General features: G+C 58.9%; 14 protein-coding genes. 6 read left to right on the top strand and 8 right to left on the bottom strand.

Going from position 1 to position 14833, the window contains the following annotated elements; all coding sequences use genetic code 11:
- The first annotated feature begins 53 nt into the window (after window positions 1–53).
- The 5 genes from AB8804_RS01045 to cmoB are packed head-to-tail and all read left to right on the top strand — an operon-like array spanning window position 54 to window position 3634.
- A complete protein-coding gene (locus tag AB8804_RS01045) occupies window positions 54–620 on the top strand; it encodes a hydrolase (RefSeq protein ID WP_371182122.1) in 567 nt (188 codons plus the stop codon).
- Window positions 617–1435, top strand: a complete 819-nt coding sequence (locus tag AB8804_RS01040; RefSeq protein WP_371182120.1) for a DUF72 domain-containing protein — start codon at window positions 617–619, stop codon at window positions 1433–1435. Before AB8804_RS01045 ends, AB8804_RS01040 begins: the two co-directional genes overlap by 4 nt.
- Before the next feature lie 51 nt (window positions 1436–1486).
- Window positions 1487–1882: an MAPEG family protein gene (locus tag AB8804_RS01035; protein ID WP_371182118.1), complete on the top strand. Its 396-nt coding sequence runs from the start codon at window positions 1487–1489 to the stop codon at window positions 1880–1882.
- A gap of 40 nt (window positions 1883–1922) precedes the next feature.
- A complete protein-coding gene (gene cmoA, locus AB8804_RS01030) occupies window positions 1923–2666 on the top strand; it encodes a carboxy-S-adenosyl-L-methionine synthase CmoA (protein WP_371182116.1) in 744 nt (247 codons plus the stop codon).
- Window positions 2663–3634: a tRNA 5-methoxyuridine(34)/uridine 5-oxyacetic acid(34) synthase CmoB gene (gene cmoB / locus AB8804_RS01025; protein ID WP_371182114.1), complete on the top strand. Its 972-nt coding sequence runs from the start codon at window positions 2663–2665 to the stop codon at window positions 3632–3634. The genes cmoA and cmoB overlap by 4 nt, the downstream gene beginning before the upstream one ends.
- 193 nt (window positions 3635–3827) lie before the next feature.
- Here cmoB and cutC read toward each other — a convergent pair whose 3' ends face one another.
- Both cutC and AB8804_RS01015 read right to left on the bottom strand, forming a co-directional pair.
- On the bottom strand, window positions 3828–4571 hold the full coding sequence (gene cutC / locus AB8804_RS01020; RefSeq protein WP_371182112.1) for a copper homeostasis protein CutC: 744 nt from the start codon (window positions 4569–4571) through the stop codon (window positions 3828–3830).
- A 78-nt stretch (window positions 4572–4649) separates the two neighbouring features.
- Window positions 4650–5210, bottom strand: coding sequence for a VOC family protein (locus AB8804_RS01015; RefSeq protein WP_371182110.1), 561 nt, complete (start codon window positions 5208–5210; stop codon window positions 4650–4652).
- Between the two features lie 239 nt (window positions 5211–5449).
- On the opposite strand from AB8804_RS01015, the gene argS reads away from it, so the two are divergent.
- Window positions 5450–7183 (top strand): arginine--tRNA ligase, encoded by a 1734-nt coding sequence (gene argS / locus AB8804_RS01010; RefSeq protein WP_371182108.1) that lies wholly within the window; start codon window positions 5450–5452, stop codon window positions 7181–7183.
- Window positions 7184–7362: 179 nt separating this feature from the next.
- Here argS and AB8804_RS01005 read toward each other — a convergent pair whose 3' ends face one another.
- From AB8804_RS01005 to flhB, 6 genes are all read right to left on the bottom strand, one after another.
- Window positions 7363–7653: a hypothetical protein gene (locus tag AB8804_RS01005; RefSeq protein ID WP_371182105.1), complete on the bottom strand. Its 291-nt coding sequence runs from the start codon at window positions 7651–7653 to the stop codon at window positions 7363–7365.
- Between the two features lie 224 nt (window positions 7654–7877).
- Window positions 7878–9017: a glycoside hydrolase family 105 protein gene (locus AB8804_RS01000; RefSeq protein ID WP_371182103.1), complete on the bottom strand. Its 1140-nt coding sequence runs from the start codon at window positions 9015–9017 to the stop codon at window positions 7878–7880.
- Window positions 9018–9021: 4 nt separating this feature from the next.
- Window positions 9022–10605: an MFS transporter gene (locus AB8804_RS00995; protein ID WP_371182101.1), complete on the bottom strand. Its 1584-nt coding sequence runs from the start codon at window positions 10603–10605 to the stop codon at window positions 9022–9024.
- A gap of 261 nt (window positions 10606–10866) precedes the next feature.
- Window positions 10867–11259 carry a flagellar protein FlhE gene (locus tag AB8804_RS00990; protein ID WP_371182099.1) on the bottom strand — a complete coding sequence of 131 codons (393 nt, stop codon included), beginning with the start codon at window positions 11257–11259 and terminating at the stop codon, window positions 10867–10869.
- The gene (gene flhA / locus AB8804_RS00985) at window positions 11259–13337 is read right to left on the bottom strand and encodes a flagellar biosynthesis protein FlhA (RefSeq protein WP_371182097.1); all 2079 of its coding nucleotides are present in this window, start codon (window positions 13335–13337) and stop codon (window positions 11259–11261) included. Before flhA ends, AB8804_RS00990 begins: the two co-directional genes overlap by 1 nt.
- A complete protein-coding gene (flhB, locus tag AB8804_RS00980) occupies window positions 13330–14478 on the bottom strand; it encodes a flagellar biosynthesis protein FlhB (protein WP_371182094.1) in 1149 nt (382 codons plus the stop codon). Before flhB ends, flhA begins: the two co-directional genes overlap by 8 nt.
- Between the last annotated feature and the right edge of the window lie 355 nt (window positions 14479–14833).

The raw sequence follows: 14833 nt of genomic DNA, 5'->3' as shown, positions 1-14833 counted from the left end.
CAGCACATCACGTCGTAAGGTGTAGCAAAGCGATTCATTTGACTGGAGTTATTATGTTTACACTCGATGCCGCCAAAACCGCACTTGTGGTGATTGATTTACAGGAAGGGATCCTGCCGTTTGCCGGAGGCCCGCACGGCGCTGACAAGGTGGTCAGCCGCGCCGCCCGCCTGGCGGAAAAATGCCGCGCCGCCGGTGCGCCTGTGGTCATGGTGCGCGTCGGCTGGTCCGCCGATTTCGCCGAAGCGCTAAAACAGCCCGTCGACGCCCAGGCCGCGGCGCACGCGCTGCCGGACAACTGGTGGACGTACCCGGCGTCGTTGGGTAAACGCGATACGGATATCGAAGTGACCAAACGCCAGTGGGGCGCCTTCTACGGCACCGATCTTGAGCTACAGCTGCGCCGTCGCGGCATTGACACCATCATCCTGTGCGGAATTTCGACCAACATCGGCGTGGAATCCACCGCGCGCAACGCCTGGGAGCTGGGCTTCAACCTGGTCATCGCAGAAGATGCCTGCAGCGCCGCCTCGGCGGACCAGCACCAGGGCAGCATGACGAATATCTTCCCGCGCATCGGCCGCGTGCGCAGTACCGACGAGGTATTGCGCGCGCTATGATCTACGTGGGCCTGCCCCAGTGGTCGCACCCGAAGTGGGTGCGCCTGGGCATCACCGGTCTTGAAGAGTATGCCCGACACTTCAACTGCGTCGAAGGCAATACCACGCTGTACGCCCTGCCGAGGGCGGAGATCGTCGAGCGCTGGCGGGAGCAAACCACCGACGCGTTTCGCTTCTGCTTTAAGTTTCCGGCCACCATCTCGCACAACGCCGCGCTGCGAAACTGCGGCGATTTGACGGAAGAATTTTTTACGCGGATGTCGCCGCTGGCGAATCGCATCGGCCAGTACTGGCTCCAGCTTCCCGCCGCGTTTGGCCCGCGCGACATGCCCGCGCTGTGGACGTTTCTCGACGCCCTCCCCCGCGAATTTACCTATGGCGTTGAGGTCAGGCACCCCGAGTTCTTTGCCAAGGGGGAGACGGAAAAAGCGCTCAACCGCGGGCTGCACGAACGCGGCGTGAACCGCGTAATTCTGGACAGCCGCCCTGTGCACAGCGCCGTGCCGCACAGCGAAGCGATTATCGACGCGCAGCGCAAAAAGCCAAAGGTGCCGGTGCACGCAGTCGTCACGGCGCAAAACCCGATGGTGAGGTTTATCGGCAGCGACAACATGCAGCAAAACAAAGAGCTGTTCGCCGTCTGGCTGCAGGCGTTACCGAAATGGGAACACACCACCACGCCGTATCTTTTTTTGCACACCCCGGATATCGCGCAGGCGCCTGAACTGGTCGATGCTCTCTGGCAGCCCTTGCGGGACGCGGTGCCGTCGGTGGGGAGCGCCCCGTCCATCCCACAACAATCTTCTCTTTTCTGAGTAAGGCACCTATCATAGTCACGTGCCATCTGCCAAAAACAGGGAGTAAGTATGGTCAGCGCGCTGTATGCCGTGTTAGGTGCGTTACTGCTGATTAAGTTTTCTTTTGACGTCGTGCGCCTGCGGATGCTGTACCGCGTTTCCTACGGTGACGGTGGCTTTTCAGAGCTGCAAAGCGCTATCCGCATCCACGGCAACGCCGTCGAATACATTCCCGTTGCGCTCATCCTGCTGCTGTTTATGGAGATGAACGGCGCGGAAACGTGGATGGTACACGTTTGCGGCCTGCTGCTGATCGCGGGCAGGCTGATGCATTACTACGGTTTTCACCACCGCTTATTCCGCTGGCGTCGTTCCGGCATGAGCGCAACCTGGTGCTCGCTTTTGCTGATGGTGCTGGCTAACCTTTGGTATATGCCGTGGGAGTTGGTTTTCTCCTTCCATTAGCGCACAATACGCCACTTTATTTTTCCCGGATTTTTACGTTATGTCAGATCGCGACACGCTTTTTTCCGCGCCTATCGCCAGCCTGGGCGACTGGACCTTCGATGAACGGGTAGCCGAAGTCTTCCCGGATATGATCCAGCGCTCTGTACCGGGCTATTCCAACATCATTTCCATGATCGGCATGCTGGCTGAGCGCTTCGTTCAGCCCGGCACGCAGGTTTACGATCTGGGCTGTTCGCTCGGCGCGGCAACGCTGTCGGTACGTCGTAACGTTCGTCAGGACGGCTGTAAAATTATTGCTGTCGACAACTCGCCGGCGATGATTGAACGCTGCCGCCGCCATATCGACGCCTATAAGGCGCCGACGCCGGTTGAGGTCGTGGAGGGCGATATCCGCGATATAGAGATTGAAAACGCCTCAATGGTGGTGCTGAATTTCACCCTGCAGTTTTTGGTGCCGGAAGAGCGCCAGCTGCTGCTGGACAAAATTTATAAAGGCCTGAACCCCGGCGGCGCGCTGGTGCTGTCTGAGAAGTTCAGCTTTGAAGATGCGAACGTCGGCGAGCTGCTGTTCAACATGCATCACGACTTCAAGCGCGCAAACGGCTACAGCGAGCTGGAGATCAGCCAGAAGCGCAGCATGCTGGAAAACGTGATGCTGACGGACTCCGTTGAAACGCACAAAGCGCGCCTGCGCAAGGCCGGCTTCCAGCACAGCGAACTGTGGTTCCAGTGCTTCAACTTTGGCTCGCTTGTGGCGCTGAAGGGCGAGGACGCGGCATGATCGACTTTGGTAATTTCTATCAGCTGATTGCCAAAAACCACCTCTCCCACTGGCTGGAAACCCTGCCTGCGCAAATCGCCACCTGGCAGCGCGATCAGCAGCATGGCCTGCTGAAGCAGTGGTCAAACGCGGTGGAGTTTTTGCCCGAGCTGACGCCGCATCGTCTGGATCTGCTGCACAGCGTGACGGCGGAAAGCGAAGCGCCGCTCTCTGACGGACAGCGCAACCGCATCGAAACGCTGATGCGCAACCTGATGCCGTGGCGCAAGGGGCCGTTCTCGCTTTACGGCATTGATATCGATACCGAATGGCGTTCGGACTGGAAGTGGGACCGCGTGCTTCCGCATCTTTCGGACCTGAGCGGACGCACCATTCTCGACGTCGGCTGCGGCAGCGGCTATCACATGTGGCGCATGATTGGCGCGGGCGCGCATCTGGCGGTCGGTATCGACCCGATGCAGCTGTTCCTCTGCCAGTTTGAAGCGGTGCGTAAGCTGCTCGGCAACGACCAGCGCGCCCACCTTCTGCCGCTGGGTATTGAGCAACTGCCCGCCCTGAAGGCGTTTGATACCGTGTTTTCGATGGGCGTGCTCTATCACCGTCGTTCCCCGCTTGAGCACCTGTGGCAGTTGAAAGATCAGCTGGTCAGCGGCGGCGAGCTGGTGCTGGAAACCCTGGTGATTGAAGGCGACGAAAATGCGGTGCTGGTGCCGGGCGATCGCTACGCGCAGATGCGCAACGTTTACTTTATTCCTTCCGCGCTGGCGCTGAAGAACTGGCTGGAGAAGTGCGGCTTCGTGGACGTGCGCATTGCCGACGTCTGCGTAACCTCCCTTGAGGAGCAGCGCCGCACGGACTGGATGATCACCGAATCGCTGGAGCAGTTCCTCGACCCGGAAGACCACAGCAAAACCGTGGAAGGCTATCCGGCACCGATGCGCGCGGTGCTGATTGCGACAAAGCCGTAGCATATACCCCTCACCCTAACCCTCTCCCCATAGGGGAGAGGGGATCGCTCGGTGCGGTCTTTTCTCCCTCGCCCCTTTGGGGAGAGGGCCGGGGTGAGGGGGATAAAAAAAGGCCCCTGTTGAAATTGCAGGGGCCTGGTACAAGCAAGCATCATATTGGGCGACATGATGCGCGGTAAAAATCGGTACGTTGCTACACGTGATAACGCTCAATTATCGATTTCATCACCGCAACCGACTCTCCCTCTACGCCGTAGCGCGAGTACTCATCCGCTTCGGCATCCGTCGACATAGACAACCCTGTATTGCGATAACGCATGGGCGATGGCATCCACTTGCCCGCAGAGCTGTGAAGCTCCTCTACCCCTGCGTTTAAAAACAGTTCCAGATTCCCGGCGCGTACACCTGCGCCAGCCATAAGTATTGGAACACGGGAGTGTGATTTTAGTTCCGTAATTAATTTTAAACCTTTATCCGCAGACGACTGCTGCCCGGACGTCAGGACGCGCGCCACGCCCAGTTCTGCAAGCGTTTCAAACGCTTGCAGAGGGTTTTCACACATATCAAACGCACGATGAAAAGTGACCGCCATTCCCTTTGCCGCATCCATAACCTGACGCATGCGGGGAAGATCGACATTGCCGTCTTCATCGAGCAGGCCGATGACCAGCCCGGGGAATCCTAAATCACGCACGGCGGCGATATCTTCAAGCATGGCAGCAAATTCATCCGCTGTGTAACAAAAATCACCGCCGCGAGGGCGGATGATGGGGTGCACCGGGATCGTGACCTCCCGGCGGGCAGATTTCAGCACGCCGTACGACGGCGTCAGCCCGCCCTCTTTCGGTGCCGCACAGAGTTCAATGCGGTCGGCCCCGTGCTTTTGCGCCGTGACGGCACACTCCACGCTGTAACAACAAATCTCCAGTAGCGCCATCTTTTCCTCCCTAAAATCGATTCAACACGCTATCGTGACACGCTCCCCGCAGGGGGTCTTCGCGTAGCGTCACAACTCTTACGCTTCGCTGGCCACGATCTGCTCGATCGTCCAGGGGTGAAACTTCACCGTCACCTGCCCGTCGGTCACCGCCAGCGTCGGGTTCGGCAAGCGCTCGCGCTCGCCTTTTGGCGAGCTGGTTTTCACAAAAATCCCCGGCTTGCTTAAGCCTTCATCGGAGAGCAGCGCCAGCGCGCGCGCGTTCAGGGTTTCGGGCTCGCCCGGCAGCACAATCTCGATATGCTCCCAGCCCTCGTGCGGGTAGCGTTTCTCTCCCGGCCACGGCAGCTCGATGACCGTAAACTGCCAGTGCGCCACGCATACCGGCTCGTGAAGCTTGAACAGGCAGATTGGCCGACCGTTGATGATATTTTCTGAAAGCATCACGCCGCACTGCTCAAAACCGCGACGCCAGCGCTCGGCGGTGGCGTTCTGATGGCAGCGCAGGGAAATGTGATCGGCCTCAAGCGGCGCGATATCCAGGCCCAGGCGGGTGGCAAGTTCTGTGAACGCCTGGGTGAAGCGCGGTAAATCTGCGGAAATATCATGCAGTTCGTCAATGGATTGCCAGTTCGCCATACGTCAGCCTCTTATCGTGTCGCAAAGCCGCTAATTTACTCCGTTGCCGGGCTGCAACCAACCGCCGATTGGCAGATTTACCGACTGCATGATCATGCACGCTTTCTCCGCTTATTTTCTGTACGAACTCCGCGGCGCGCGGTGCTGACGGCAAGGGCCATTTGCAGTATACTCCCGCCCTAAATTCTTAAACTGGCGCGGGTAGATTTTTATCCGCATCAAAAACGTAAGGTATCCAGGTGAATATTCAGGCTCTTCTCTCAGAAAAAGTCAGTCAGGCACTGATTGCCGCAGGCGCCCCTGCGGATTGCGAACCGCAGGTTCGTCAGTCAGCAAAAGTACAGTTTGGCGACTATCAGGCTAACGGCGTGATGGCAGTGGCTAAAAAACTGGGCATGCCGCCGCGACAGCTCGCTGAGCAGGTACTGACGCATCTGGATCTCACCGGCATTGCCAGCAAAACCGAAATCGCCGGGCCGGGCTTTATCAACATCTTCCTGGACCCTGCGTTCCTGGCAGGCCACGTTGACGCGGCGCTGAAATCCGACCGCCTGGGCGTGGCTCAGCCCGCCGCGCAGACCGTGGTCGTTGACTACTCAGCGCCGAACGTGGCGAAAGAGATGCACGTTGGCCACCTGCGCTCCACCATTATCGGCGATGCGGCAGTGCGCACGCTGGAGTTCCTCGGCCACAAGGTGATCCGCGCGAACCACGTCGGCGACTGGGGCACCCAGTTCGGCATGCTGATTGCTTACCTGGAAAAACAGCAGCAGGAAAACGCGGGCGAAATGGCCCTGGCGGACCTGGAAGGCTTCTACCGCGAAGCGAAAAAGCATTATGACGAAGACGAAGCCTTCGCCGAGCGCGCGCGCAGCTACGTCGTGAAGCTGCAGGGCGGCGATCAATACTTCCTTGAGATGTGGCGCAAGCTGGTCGACATCACCATGTCCCAGAACCAGCTGACCTATAACCGCCTGAACGTTACCCTGACCCGCGACGACGTGATGGGCGAAAGCCTGTACAACCCGATGCTCCCGGGCATCGTGGCAGATCTGAAAGCGAAAAACCTGGCAGTTGAAAGCGCAGGCGCAACGGTCGTGTTCCTTGATGAGTACAAAAACAAGGAAGGCGAACCGATGGGCGTCATCATCCAGAAAAAGGACGGCGGCTTCCTCTATACCACCACCGATATCGCCTGCGCGAAATACCGCTACGAAACCCTGCACGCCGACCGCGTGCTGTATTACATCGACTCCCGTCAGCACCAGCACCTGATGCAGGCGTGGACCATCGTGCGTAAAGCGGGCTACGTGCCGGATTCCGTGCCGCTGGAGCACCACATGTTCGGCATGATGCTGGGTAAAGACGGCAAGCCGTTCAAAACCCGCGCGGGCGGCACCGTTAAGCTTTCCGACCTGCTGGACGAAGCGCTGGAGCGCGCCCGCCGTCTGGTGGCCGAGAAGAACCCGGACATGCCAGCAGACGAGCTGGAAAAACTGGCAAACGCCGTGGGCATCGGCGCGGTGAAATACGCGGATCTCTCCAAGAACCGCACCACCGACTACATCTTCGACTGGGATAACATGCTGGCGTTTGAAGGCAACACCGCGCCGTACATGCAGTATGCCTACACCCGCGTGCTGTCCGTGTTCCGCAAGGCCAACATCGACGAAAGCGTGCTGGCGAACGCAACCGTGACCCTCAGCGAAGACCGTGAAGCGCAGCTGGCGGCGCGCCTGCTGCAGTTCGAAGAGACGCTGACCGTCGTCGCGCGCGACGGTACGCCGCACGTGATGTGTGCCTACCTGTACGACCTTGCTGGCCTGTTCTCCGGCTTCTACGAGCACTGCCCTATTCTGTCCGCCGAGAGCGAAGCGGTTCGCAACAGCCGCCTGAAGCTGGCGCAGCTGACGGCGAAAACGCTGAAGCTGGGGCTGGATACGCTGGGTATCGAAACCGTAGAGCGTATGTAACGCACAAAAAGAACCCGGCGCTAAGCCGGGTTCTTTATTTTGAGTGACTATATTATCTCACCGCTGGACGCTATCACGCTTATTTTCTTTACCCGCATAGCCAGGCGCAACGGTTGCTTAGGCGGCGTCCCGCGCTTTCGCAAATATTCCTTTATTCAACTTTGTAGATTCAGGCAATATTAAATTTCGGATATTGAATGAATGCTTAGCTTTTTATCCAGCGATTCGAATATAACGACTTTGACAGCAGTCTGATGCACGGGGTGTGAGGTAATTAAGCGCCGCTGCGCAATCCAGGCATGGAGCGTTCCGGCGACGGTCTGGCTGCCGAGATAGAGCAGCGGCGTAAAGCCCGCACCGTCCATATCGCGAAAAGCCGCCTCAAACATGGATATTTGGCTCTCAGACATTTCAGGCATGTGCATATTTACCGTCGGGTTAATTACCCAACCACCAGGATGATTTTCCATAATAATATTCCTTGAGTAGTAGAGATTGTTCTGATGCCCGTTAAAAATACCCCTCAACTATTTAAGGCTTTGTGTCCCCGCTCACATTATGGGGAATCTGTAATATTTTCCTTAAATGCATTCATCATTTAAATAAATAACCGCGCATTCAATATTTAAATGAATAAATAAAAACGCCACATTACGGCAGTCCCATAATGTGGCGCGAGATTTAACAAGATAAATTAGAAATATTTCCGCAAATATTCCGTCAAGCAGAGGATCGCCATCGCCTGGCCGTACGGCATCGAGGTCAGCGGGATCTGGCGATAAAACTCAAGATCGCTGCCCATCCCGGTGCCGAACGACGTTTGCAGCAGCTCCCCTTCCGGCGAGATATTTTTCACGATGCCCCGTATGGCCTTCTCGGCCACGTCGGCATACTCTGCGCCCACGTAGCGCTTGCGAACCGCTTTCAATATCCCGTAGGCAAAGCCTGCCGTTGCCGACGCCTCAAGGTACGAGTCAGGATCGTCGAGCAGCGTATGCCAGAGGCCGCTGTCGTCCTGGCACGTCGCCAGCGCGGCGATCTGCGCATTCAGCACCTGAACCAGATAGCGGCGCACGGCGTTGTTTTCCGGCAGGTCGACCAGCTCTAGGAAATCAGGGATCACGATGGTCAGCCAGCTGTTGCCGCGCGCCCAGCGGGCGTTGGCGAAGTTATGCTTGCCGTCGTAGTTCCAGCCGTGGAACCACAGCCCGGTTTCTCGGTCCATCAGGTTCTGGACGTGCAGCAGGAACTGGTACACCGCTTCCTCAACGTATTCCGGCCTGTTCAGCAGCTTGCCGATTTTCGCCAGCGGCAGCACGGTCATCATCAGCGTGTCGTCCCACATCTGCTGATGATTCTCCTCCGCCAGCGTGATGTGCTGCATGCCGCCGTGCTCGGTGCGCGGCATTTCGTTCATCGCCCATTCCGCCCAGCTCTCCAGCCACGGCAGCCAGGCGGGGTTACGCGTCTCTTCGTAGCGGTAGGCCAGGGTTAAAAAAGGCGACATGGTATTGACGTTTTTGGTGGTCGCGCCCTCCGCAAACCGCGCGGCGAACCAGCTATCAATCACGTCGCGCATGCCCTCGTCGCCGGTCTGGCAGTAGTACTGCCAGATACCGTACAGCCCCACGCCGTGCGTCCATTCCCATCCTGCCCAGCCCTTGGTGTCGATCACGCGCCCGTCGTCCAGCCGAAGCAAAAACTCACCCGTTTTGTCGTGAATATTAACCAGGCTGTGCGTCACCTTTTCGATCAGCGCTTTTAGCTCGTCGCGGGCGATAAAGCGCTCGGGCTGGCACAGGAGGGGGCTATGTTTGACAGGCCAAACTTTCATCTTCTTAACCTCTGTTGTATGTCGAATTGAGTACCGCGGTCTCGTTCAGCGGAGGCGCCGCTGGCTTATTGCGGTTGAGATAACCGATGTTGTTATTGCCCCACAGCGACGCAAACGGCATGCCGGCAAGCATTTCCACCGTCGCACGGGCCTGCGGCGTCGCCGCTTCCGGCACGGCGCGGCCGGACTCGCGCATTTTCACCGTCTCTTCGCGCAGGGTGCTGTGCGTCTGCAGGTTGAGCTTAAAGCGCAGCGAGACCATAAAGCCGCAGAACAGCACCAGAATCGTCCCTACGCTCAGGATCATCAGAATGGTGTGGCTCACCTCGGCGGGCTGAACCTTCTGGCCGCTGACAAAGCCGGACATCTGCATCACGATCCCCACCAGCATCACCGCACCGGCCTGCGAGGCCTTGCGGGTCAGGGTCATGATCCCGGCGAAAATGCCTTCCCGACGCTGACCGGTGATCACCTCATCCACGTCCGCGATATAGGTGTAGGTATTCCACGGCACGTAGTTGATGCCGCCGCGTCCCAGTCCGGCCACCGCGGAGAGCAACAGCAGCAGCGCGTAAACGTCGCTCAGCCCGGCGTAGTAAAGAACGGCATAGGAGAGCGAGGCCAGGCCAAAGAGCACCACCACCATGCGGTAGGACGGCGCGGGCCCGAAGCGAATGCAGAGCGGGATCATGGCGATTACGGCGATGAACTGGAAGATAGCCATTGTCCCCAGCAGGTTCGACGCCATCGACGCCTCCTGCATCAGCACGAACACCACGTAATAGGTGAACACCGCGTTAAAGACGTCCTGGGCGATATAGCCGCCGAGGTACATGCCCAGATGCTGGCGGAAAATTTTGATGCGCAGCGTAGAGCTGAGCTCCACGATCAGGCGGTTGAGGCTCTGGCCAAGCGTGAGCTTTTTCTTCTCCTCTTCCGCGCGCAGCGCCGCTTCGGACCACTCTTCGCGCGGGCGTTCCCAGGTGAAGCACCAGACGAAGGTCAGCATTAGCGCGCACAGCACCGAGAAGACCAGGCTGGCATAGAAGAAGGAAACCGCATTGTCTTTGCCAAACTGCGTCAGCAAAATGCCCGGCAGGAAGGAGGCCAGGATCGCGGACATTTGTGCCATCGAGATACGCGCGCCGGAAAACTTGGTTTTCTGCTTAAAGTCGTCGGTCATTTCCGGCACCAGCGTTTCGTACGGCACCAGAATCATGGTGTAGACGATGTCGAACACCAGGTAGGTCAGCAGGTAGTACCAGAAGCTCATGTCCCCGACCCACATCAGCGAGTAGCTGAACACGCAGGGGATCCCCAGCAGAATAAAGAATTTGCGGCGGCCGAAGCGCTTGCCGAGCCACGTCGTGCCGAAGTTATCCGTCAGGAAGCCCATCAGCGGGCTGACCACGGCGTCTAATACCCTGGCCGCGGCAAAAATGAAGGTCGCCTCAATCGGCGTGAGCCCACAGAAGGTGGTGTAGAAATACAAAAGCCAGGCGGCCGTCAGGGCGGTTGTTCCCGCCCCGAGGAAATCCCCTGACCCGTATGCAAGATAGTTTGCGAGTCCAATTTTACGTGTTTTCATTGCCGTCAACCCTACGAAGTTTTGGGAGACTCCCTGTAAGCAAGCCTCATCCAGGAGTTTTTACACGGCTACAGTAAAAGTATCGCTTTGTTGATACCTTTTTGTTTCTGCCATCACGGCGCGGCGGATGGCAAAAATGCAAAGAGCGTCGTTACGCGTGTCACTGATTTATAAAACAGCGTTTCTATTGCATCAAAAGGCATTGTCAATTTTGAGAGCCAGCCATCAGAATCGACTGATAGCTGGCGAAAAGGCAGGCAGTTAGCGGTAGTTAACGATGACGGAGTTGCTCTGAACCTTGAGCGCGGGGATCAGGCGACCGCCGCCAGGCACTTCCCAGATAAAGCGCAGCGGCTCGACCGCGGGCACGCCGCTGAAGGCCTGGGTGCTGCCGTTTTCACCATCAAGTTCGGTGCAGCGGGTCTGGGAGCAGAGGCGCACGCGCAGCCCGGCGGGCGTTGGGCCATTCAGCCTATAGTTCCAGACCACCAGGCTCATCAGGCCGTTTACCGGCTCGCCCGCCGACAGCGGGTTCGATGACATCGACTCACCGCGATGATTGAGGGTGATGCCCATGCTGCTGGCCTGCCACATCCCCTCGCCCGCGGCCTGCGCCGCCAGCGGGAAGAGTAAAATGAATAACCACTTGCGCATTATTTCCCTCCAATGGTTGCCGTCATGCGGATGTGACGGTTGTCCGACAGTTCAAGGTTCGACAGCACCACCAGCTGGCTCAGGCTGCGGCGCAGGAAGCGCGACAGCAGCGGACGCAGCGCGTGGTTGACCAGCAGCACCGGCGGCGCGCCCAGCATCTCCTGACGCGCCAGCGCCTCCTGCGTTTGCTCAAGCAGGCGGTCGGCAAGGCCCGGCTCCAGACCGCCGCCGCCCTGCAGGGCCTGCAGCAGCAGGCGCTCAAGCGGCGTGTCGAGGCCGATAACCTGCACTTCCCCCGTTCCCGGGAACCACTGCTGGGTAATCGCGCGGCCCAGCGCCACGCGCACCACGGCCGTCAGCTCGTGCGGATCGCTTTGCAGCGGCGCGTGCTCGGCCAGCGTCTCCAGAATGGTGCGCATATCGCGAATCGGTACTTTTTCGTCGAGCAGGTTTTGCAGCACCTTGTGCAGGGTAGTGAGCGTCACCACGCCCGGCACCAGATCTTCCGTCAGCTTCGGCATCTCCTGGGTGACGCGGTCAAGCAGCTGCTGCGCCTCCTGACGGCCAAACAGCTCCGCCGAGAACTGCCCGATCAGGTGGTTAAGGTGGGTCGCCACCACGGTGCTCGCCTCAACGACGGTGTATCCCTGGATCTGCGCCTGCTCTTTGAGCGCGCTCTCAATCCAGATAGCGGCCAGCCCGAAGGCCGGATCGATCGTCTGCTCGCCCGGCAGCGTCCCCGCCGCCGTGCCGGGGTTAATCGCCAGCCAGCGCCCCGGATAGGCGTCGCCGCTGCCAATTTCTACCCCTTTCATCAGGATGCGGTAGCGTGCGGGCGGCAGGTCCATGTTGTCGCGAATATGTACCACCGGCGGCAGGAAGCCCATGTCCTGGGCGAATTTCTTACGGATGCTGCGGATGCGCCCCAGCAGCTCGCCGTCCTGCTGGAAATCGACCATCGGGATCAGGCGATAGCCCACCTCCATCCCCAGCGTATCTTCCAGCTGAACGTCGTTCCAGGTCGCTTCCACGGCCTGGGTATTTTCCGGCATTTTGACCGGCGCAGGCTCCGCGGCCGGGCGGCTTTCGCGGCCGCGCATCCACCAGGCAAGCCCGAGCAGCGCGGCGGTAAACAGCAGGAACACCAGGTTCGGCATGCCGGGCACCAGCCCCAGCAGCCCCAGCACCGCGGCGGCCAGCAGCATCACGCGCGGGTTGCTGAAGAGCTGCCCCACCATCTGCTCGCCCACGTCCTGATCGGTGCTGACGCGGGTGACGATCACGCCCGCCGCGGTAGAGATCACCAGCGCCGGGATCTGCGCCACCAGGCCGTCACCGATGGTCAGCAGCGTATAGCTTTCCGCCGCGTGGCCCATGTCCATGCCGTGCTGCAGCACGCCAACCAGCAGGCCGCCCACGACGTTAATCACCATGATCAGGATGCCCGCGATGGCGTCACCGCGCACGAACTTGCTCGCACCGTCCATCGAGCCGTAGAAGTCCGCCTCCTGGGTCACCTCCGCACGGCGCTTTTTCGCTTCATCTTCGGCGATGATCCCGGCGTTGAGGTCGGCGTCGATCGCCATCTGCTTGCCCGGCATCCCGTCCAGCACGAAGCGCGCGCCCACTTCGGCGATACGCCCGGCCCCCTTGGTGATGACCATAAAGTTGATGATCACGAGGATCACGAACACCACGATGCCGATCGCGAAGTTGCCGCCCACCAGGAAGTGGCCGAAGGCTTCAACCACCTTCCCCGCCGCCGCCGCGCCGGTATGGCCCTCCATCAGGATGATGCGCGTAGAGGCCACGTTGAGCGCCAGGCGCAGCAGCGTGGTAAACAGCAGGATGGTCGGGAACGCGGCGAACTCCAGCGTGCGCTGGGTGAACATCGCCACCAGCAGCACCATAATGGAAAGCGCAATGTTGAAAGTGAAAAGCAGGTCGAGGATGAACGCCGGTAGCGGCAGCACCATCATCGACAAAATAAGCAGGATGAGAATCGGCCCGGCAAGGATCTGCCATTGCGTCGATTTCAGGTTGCCGGGCAGGCGCAGCATTGCCACCAGATTAGCCATCAGTGTCCTTCTCGTTCAAAAAATCCAGCGCATCAGGCACCGGAAGGTTTTCAGGTTTCGCAGGCCGTTGACCGCCCGCTAAGCGCCAGCGCTTCAACTGCCATACCCACGCCAGCACTTCCGCCACGGCGGCGTAAAGCTGGCCCGGGATCTGTTGTCCGATTTCCGCGTGGCGGTACAACGCGCGCGCGAGCGGTGGCGCTTCCAGAATGGGGACGCGGTTCTCCGTTCCGACCTCACGGATGCGCAGCGCAATCAGCCCCGCCCCTTTTGCCACCACCTTCGGCGCGCTCATTTTGTTTTCGTCATAGCGCAGCGCAACGGAATAGTGGGTCGGGTTGGTGACGATAACGTCCGCTTTTGGGACGTCTTCCATCATTCGGCGGCGCGCGGCGGCGCGCTGCATCTGGCGAATGCGCCCTTTAATGTGCGGGTCGCCTTCCATTTGCTTGTATTCATCGCGGATATCCTGGCGGGACATGCGCAGCTTCTTCACGTGGGTGTAAATCTGGAAGATGACGTCAAACCCCACCATCGGGATAATGCTCAGCGCGACCAGCAGCGCGCACAGGCCGACCAGGTTCATCGCGTTGCTCATCGCGCTCAGGGGCGATTCACCGATCAGGCGCATCATCTCGGGCCAGTGATGCAGCAGGAAAAAGCCCGCCGCGCTGCCCATCAGCGTGGATTTAAGAATCGCCTTCACCAGCTCGGCGCCGGTCTGGGCCGAGAACATGCGCGCAATGCCGGGGAGCGGATTCAGCTTGGAAAACTTGGGCTGCAGGGACTTGCCGCTAAAGACCAGGCCGCCGAGCAGCACGGGCGAAACCAGCGCCACCAGCACCAGGCCGACGATCAGCGGCAGCAGCGCCACCATCGCTCCTTTTACCAGCAGGATTATCTGACTCAGGATCAGGTTCGGGTCGTTGACCATGCTGTGGTCGAAGCGCAGCCCGGCAGAGAGCATCCCCGCCAGCCTGCGGGCAAGCCACTCCCCTCCCCACCAGATAATGCACACGCCAACGACCAGCATCAGCAGGGACGTCAGCTCGCGGGATCGGGGGATTTGCCCTTCCTCACGCGCTTTTTCAAGCCGGTGGGGTGTGGGGGCTTCCGTTTTGTCGTCGTTCTCTTCTGCCACAGTGCCTGCTCGCAGCCCATTAATTCAGGGGTATCATGCCACTGCGTCATGCTATCAATGGGCGGATAAAGGGCTATAACCGGGTCTTTTTAGTCAGTTTAGGATTGGGGCGGGCACAGCGAAGCGCGAAAAACGCACGGTCTCTCTTCGCGGGGCGCCAACAGGATTATATTTAATTTAAAATTAATTAAGCAGAACTTAATTCACCGTTCGCTTACATCACAATGATGGATATATCCTTACATTAAGCGAACAATTGGATTGGCAATTTTACCGAGATGCTAAGAATATGTGAATTACATAATCCGAGGATATAAGATATTTATTTTTAATTAATTAGCAGAGTAACATCCTC

The organism is Enterobacter sp. KBR-315C3_2022 (genome assembly GCF_041399425.1).
Classification (GTDB): Bacteria; Pseudomonadota; Gammaproteobacteria; order Enterobacterales; family Enterobacteriaceae; genus Enterobacter.
Note: the sequence above shows the minus strand (reverse complement) of the source record. Positions and strands in the feature narration are given on the sequence as shown.

Coding starts and splice junctions, on each gene's coding strand:
- AB8804_RS01045 (WP_371182122.1), top strand. CDS start 54: ATGTTTACACTCGATGCCGCCAAAACCGCACTTGTGGTGATTGATTTA.
- AB8804_RS01040 (WP_371182120.1), top strand. CDS start 617: ATGATCTACGTGGGCCTGCCCCAGTGGTCGCACCCGAAGTGGGTGCGC.
- AB8804_RS01035 (WP_371182118.1), top strand. CDS start 1,487: ATGGTCAGCGCGCTGTATGCCGTGTTAGGTGCGTTACTGCTGATTAAG.
- cmoA (WP_371182116.1), top strand. CDS start 1,923: ATGTCAGATCGCGACACGCTTTTTTCCGCGCCTATCGCCAGCCTGGGC.
- cmoB (WP_371182114.1), top strand. CDS start 2,663: ATGATCGACTTTGGTAATTTCTATCAGCTGATTGCCAAAAACCACCTC.
- cutC (WP_371182112.1), bottom strand. CDS start 4,571: ATGGCGCTACTGGAGATTTGTTGTTACAGCGTGGAGTGTGCCGTCACG.
- AB8804_RS01015 (WP_371182110.1), bottom strand. CDS start 5,210: ATGGCGAACTGGCAATCCATTGACGAACTGCATGATATTTCCGCAGAT.
- AB8804_RS01005 (WP_371182105.1), bottom strand. CDS start 7,653: ATGGAAAATCATCCTGGTGGTTGGGTAATTAACCCGACGGTAAATATG.
- AB8804_RS01000 (WP_371182103.1), bottom strand. CDS start 9,017: ATGAAAGTTTGGCCTGTCAAACATAGCCCCCTCCTGTGCCAGCCCGAG.
- AB8804_RS00995 (WP_371182101.1), bottom strand. CDS start 10,605: ATGAAAACACGTAAAATTGGACTCGCAAACTATCTTGCATACGGGTCA.
- AB8804_RS00990 (WP_371182099.1), bottom strand. CDS start 11,259: ATGCGCAAGTGGTTATTCATTTTACTCTTCCCGCTGGCGGCGCAGGCC.
- flhA (WP_371182097.1), bottom strand. CDS start 13,337: ATGGCTAATCTGGTGGCAATGCTGCGCCTGCCCGGCAACCTGAAATCG.